We start from the raw sequence: 4,620 nt of genomic DNA, 5'->3' as shown, positions 1-4,620 counted from the left end.
CGGGACGGGGCACGCCCCCGGGCGGGGGCACGCCGCCGGGACGCCGGACGGGGGGTACGGGCCCGGGGGCCCGTACCGCCCTCTCCCGTACCGCCTACAGCACCTTCGACAGGAACGACTTCGTCCGGTCGTGGTGCGGGTTGGTCAGGACGTCGCGCGGGTGGCCCGACTCGACCACCACGCCGTCGTCCATGAAGACCAGCGCGTCGCCGACCTCGCGGGCGAAGCCCATCTCGTGCGTGACGACGATCATCGTCATGCCGTCCTCGGCGAGGCCCCGCATCACGTCGAGCACGTCGCCGACCAGCTCCGGGTCGAGCGCCGACGTGGGCTCGTCGAAGAGCATCAGCTTCGGCTCCATGGCCAGCGCCCGGGCGATGGCCACCCGCTGCTGCTGCCCGCCGGAGAGCTGCGAGGGGTAGTTCCCGGCCTTGTCGGCCAGGCCGACCCGGTCGAGCAGCCGTTCGGCGCGGGCCCGGGCGACCGCCTTGGCCTCGCGGCGCACCTGCACGGGCGCCTCCATGACGTTCTCCAGCGCCGTCATGTGCGGGAACAGGTTGAAGCGCTGGAAGACCATGCCGATGTCCCGGCGCTTCAGGGCGACTTCGCTGTCCTTGAGCTCGTAGAGCTTGTCGCCCTTCTGGCGGTAGCCCACCAGCTCGCCGTCGACGTAGAGCCGTCCGGCGCTGATCTGCTCCAGGTGGTTGATGCACCGCAGGAACGTCGACTTGCCGGAGCCGGACGGGCCGATCAGGCAGAAGACCTCCCGCGGGGCGACCTCCAGGTCGATGCCCTTGAGGATGTGCGCGGTGCCGAAGGACTTGTGGACGCCCTCGGCCTTCACCATCGCGGTCATGCGATGCCTCCCTTCGGGCGGCCCACCGAGAGCACGGTGGCCCTCAGCTTCTGGAACGGGGTCGGCGGCAGGCTGCGGCTCGATCCACGCGCGTAGTACCGCTCCAGGTAGTACTGCCCGACGCTGAGCACCGAGGTCATGATCAGATACCAGGCGGCGGCGAGGAAGTACATCTCCACCGGCGCCCCGGACGCCTGCCCGATGTCCTGCGCGTTCTTGAAGAGTTCGTAGAACTGCACGGCCGCCACCAGCGAGGTCGTCTTCAGCATGTTGATGACCTCGTTGCCCGTGGGCGGCACGATCACCCGCATGGCCTGCGGGATCACGACGCGCCGGAGGGTCTTGGAGTGGCTCATGCCCAGCGCGTGCGACGCCTCGGTCTGGCCCTCGTCCACCGAGAGCAGACCGGCCCGGCAGATCTCCGCCATGTACGCGGCCTCGTTGAGGCCGAGCCCGAGCAGCGCCGTGAGCAGCGGCGTCATGAAGCTGGACCAGTAGTCCTTGTAGATCGGCCCGAGGTTGATGTACTCGAAGACCAGACCCAGGTTGAACCACACGAACAGCTGCACCAGGACGGGTGTGCCCCGGAAGAACCAGATGTAGAACCACGCGATGGACGACGTCACCGGGTTCTTCGACAGGCGCATGACGGCGAGCAGGACGCCGCCGACCACGCCGATCAGCATCGAGAGGGCGGTGAGCAGCAGGGTCTGGCCCACGCCGTCGATGATGCGGTCGTCGAAGAAGTAGTCCGGGATCGCGCCCCAGTTGATCCTGCCCTGGCTGAAGGCGTAGACGATGGACGCGAGTACGGCGATGGCGATCAGCGCCGAGACGTACCGGCCGTAGTGCCGGACCGGGATGGCCCGGATGGCCTCCGGTACGGGTGCCGCCGCCGCGGCGGAGGATGCGGGCGGCTCGTCGGCCGGTCCCGTCTTCTTGATGTCAGTCACGGCTGATGCCTTTCAGTGCCGGCTCGGGTCAGGACCCGCCGTTCACCTTGGCCTCGGTGACCGCACCGGCCTCGACGCCCCACTTGGCGATGATCTTGTCGTACTCGCCGCTCTTGATGATCTCGTCCATGGCCGCCTTGATGGCCTGGGTGAGCTTGTCGTTGCCCTTGGCGATCGCGATGCCGTACGGGGCCGCCTCGACCTGGTCGCCGACGATCTGGAAGTCCTTGCCGCCGCCCGAGGTCTTCACCGCGTACGCGGCGACCGGGAAGTCGGAGGAGCCGGCGTCGGCGCCGCCCGAGCGGATGCGGGTCTGGGCCTCGAGGTCGGTGTCGTACGCCTCGATGGCGATCTTCTTGCCGCCGGCGCACTTCTTCGACTCGTCCTTGGCCAGGTCGTGCGAGACGGTGTTGCGCTGGACCGCGATCTTCTTGCCGCAGAGGTCGGCCCAGGTCTTGATGCCCTGGTCGTCGCCCTTCTTGGTGTAGATCGAGACACCGGCGGTGAAGTAGTCGACGAAGTCGACGCCCTCGCCCACCTTCTTCTTCGTCTCCGGGTCGATGCCCTCCTGGCGCTCCTTGCTGTCCGTCATCGCCGACATCGCGATGTCGTACCGCTTGGCGCGCAGACCGGTGACCAGGGTGTCGAACGTGCCGTTCTCGAACTTGAACTCGACGCCCAGCACCTTGCCGAGCGCGGCGCCGAGGTCGGGGTCGATACCCGCCGTCTTGCCGGACTCGTCCTTGAACTCGACCGGCGGGTAGGCGATGTCGGAGCCGACGCGGATGACGCCCTTGGACTTGATCTCCGCGGGCAGCAGGTCGGCGGGGGAGGCCGTACCCGCGGACGCGCCGGTGCTCGCCCCGGTCGACGCCGAGTCGTTGTTCTTCGTCTGGTCGCCACAGGCGGTCAGCAGCATGGTGCCGGCGACCGCGATGGCGCCGACCGCGGCGATGCGGGTGGTCGCGGCCGTACGACGGGTGGAGCGTGCGGTCATGTTCGGGTTCCTCCGGCAGGTGGGGACGGTTCGCCAGGCGGTATTGGCACACAGCGTCGGGTGTCGCCGCCTTGTGTGATTACGGCATGTTGCCATGCGGATTAGCCCGAACAGGGGGCCCGGCATGTCAAAATCGGGTAACGGGCGATCCCCGAACCTCTTGAGGCCGGTACACCAAGGCCGGACCTTTTATGGGGTTTCCTCCTCGCGACCGGAGGATCTGCGGCGCGTCTCGCGTGCCGGACTCAGGTCCGGCACGAGGCTGACCTGTTGAAATGGCAGCCCGATATGAGTCATGTCACGGAGCGCATATGGACTCGTCCGCGACCAGGTCCGTCCGGTAAGAAAGACCTTTACACCCCTCATCCGGGGCTCAGGGCGCGTGTGCGGCGCGCCCGCGCGTACGTATCACCCCCTGCCGGGGCGGGCCAACCGTCAGGCGCAGGGCGCGTACGCGGTGCCCGCCCACCCCTCCTCAACCAGGAGTGGCCACCCTCAAACGATGAAGACTTAAGGGGTCAACACCATGGCAGCGGAGATCGTCAATCCTCGCAGCGACAGCAGTACCGAAAGCACCACCGACGAGCCGTTCGATCCGGCCTTCGCGCTCCACCGGGGCGGGAAGATGGCCGTGCGGGCCACCGTCCCGATCCGGGACCGGGACGACCTGTCCCTCGCGTACACGCCGGGCGTGGCGAAGGTGTGCAGCGCGATCGCGGAGCAGCCGGAGCTCGTCCACGACTACACCTGGAAGTCACAGGTCGTCGCCGTCGTCACGGACGGCACGGCGGTGCTCGGCCTCGGGGACATCGGTCCCGAGGCGTCCCTCCCCGTGATGGAGGGCAAGGCCATCCTCTTCAAGCAGTTCGGCGGCGTGGACGCGGTGCCGATCGCGCTCGCGACCACCGACGCGGACGAGATCGTGGAGACCGTCGTCCGGCTCGCCCCCTCCTTCGGCGGGGTGAACCTGGAGGACATCTCGGCGCCGCGCTGCTTCGAGATCGAGCGCAAGCTCCAGGAGCGGCTGGACATTCCGGTCTTCCACGACGACCAGCACGGCACGGCCGTCGTCACCCTGGCCGCCCTGCGCAACGCCGCGAAGCTGTCCGGGCGCAGCCTGGGCGACCTGCGCGCGGTGATCTCCGGCGCCGGCGCGGCCGGGGTCGCCATCGCCAAGTTCCTGCTGGAGGCGGGGCTCGGGGACGTGGCCGTCGCGGACCGCAAGGGCATCGTCAGCCGGGACCGCGAGGACCTGACGGACGTCAAGCGGGAGCTGGCGGAGCTCACCAACCGGGCGGGCATCTCGGGCCCCCTGGAGGTGGCGCTCGCCGGCGCGGACGTCTTCATCGGCGTCTCCGGCGGTACGGTGCCGGAGGCGGCGGTCGCCTCGATGGCACCGGGGGCCTTCGTCTTCGCGATGGCCAACCCGAACCCGGAGGTCCACCCGGACATCGCCCACAAGTACGCGTCCGTCGTGGCCACGGGGCGGTCGGACTACCCGAACCAGATCAACAACGTGCTGGCGTTCCCCGGTATCTTCGCGGGGGCGCTCCAGGTGCGGGCCTCCCGGATCACGGAGGGCATGAAGATCGCGGCGGCCAACGCGTTGGCCGACGTCGTCGGCGACGAGCTGGCGGCGGACTACGTGATCCCGTCGCCGTTCGACGAGCGGGTCGCCCCGGCGGTGACGGCCGCCGTGGCGGCGGCGGCCCGTGCGGAGGGTGTCGCCCGGCGGTGAGCCTGTGCGGGGGGGGGGGGGGGGGGCCCCCCCCCCCCCCCCGCCCGCCGCGCGGGCGGGGGGGGGGGGGGGGGCG

General features: G+C 69.6%; 4 protein-coding genes. 1 reads left to right on the top strand and 3 read right to left on the bottom strand.

The genetic code is table 11. The features are described from left to right. Window positions 1-94: 94 nt before the first annotated feature. The 3 genes from FKN01_RS31985 to FKN01_RS31975 are packed head-to-tail and all read right to left on the bottom strand — an operon-like array spanning window position 95 to window position 2,806. Window positions 95-856, bottom strand: a complete 762-nt coding sequence (locus FKN01_RS31985) for an amino acid ABC transporter ATP-binding protein (RefSeq protein WP_143626149.1) — start codon at window positions 854-856, stop codon at window positions 95-97. Then, window positions 853-1,809, bottom strand: coding sequence for an amino acid ABC transporter permease (locus FKN01_RS31980; RefSeq protein WP_143626148.1), 957 nt, complete (start codon window positions 1,807-1,809; stop codon window positions 853-855). Before FKN01_RS31980 ends, FKN01_RS31985 begins: the two co-directional genes overlap by 4 nt. 28 nt (window positions 1,810-1,837) lie before the next feature. Beyond that, window positions 1,838-2,806, bottom strand: coding sequence for an ABC transporter substrate-binding protein (locus FKN01_RS31975; protein WP_143626147.1), 969 nt, complete (start codon window positions 2,804-2,806; stop codon window positions 1,838-1,840). A 526-nt stretch (window positions 2,807-3,332) separates the two neighbouring features. Here FKN01_RS31975 and FKN01_RS31970 point away from each other — a divergent pair. Next, window positions 3,333-4,544: an NADP-dependent malic enzyme gene (locus FKN01_RS31970; protein ID WP_143626146.1), complete on the top strand. Its 1,212-nt coding sequence runs from the start codon at window positions 3,333-3,335 to the stop codon at window positions 4,542-4,544. The last annotated feature ends 76 nt before the right edge of the window (window positions 4,545-4,620 follow it).

The organism is Streptomyces sp. 130 (genome assembly GCF_007096885.1).
Classification (GTDB): Bacteria; Actinomycetota; Actinomycetes; order Streptomycetales; family Streptomycetaceae; genus Streptomyces.
The sequence above is the reverse complement of the archived record's forward strand: the minus strand, read 5'-3'. Positions and strand labels throughout refer to the sequence as shown.

What these genes read in the sequence shown, in the direction of transcription:
- FKN01_RS31975 (WP_143626147.1), bottom strand. Translation starts at nt 2,806, where the DNA reads ATGACCGCACGCTCCACCCGTCGTACGGCCGCGACCACCCGCATCGCC.
- FKN01_RS31970 (WP_143626146.1), top strand. Translation starts at nt 3,333, where the DNA reads ATGGCAGCGGAGATCGTCAATCCTCGCAGCGACAGCAGTACCGAAAGC.
- FKN01_RS31985 (WP_143626149.1), bottom strand. Translation starts at nt 856, where the DNA reads ATGACCGCGATGGTGAAGGCCGAGGGCGTCCACAAGTCCTTCGGCACC.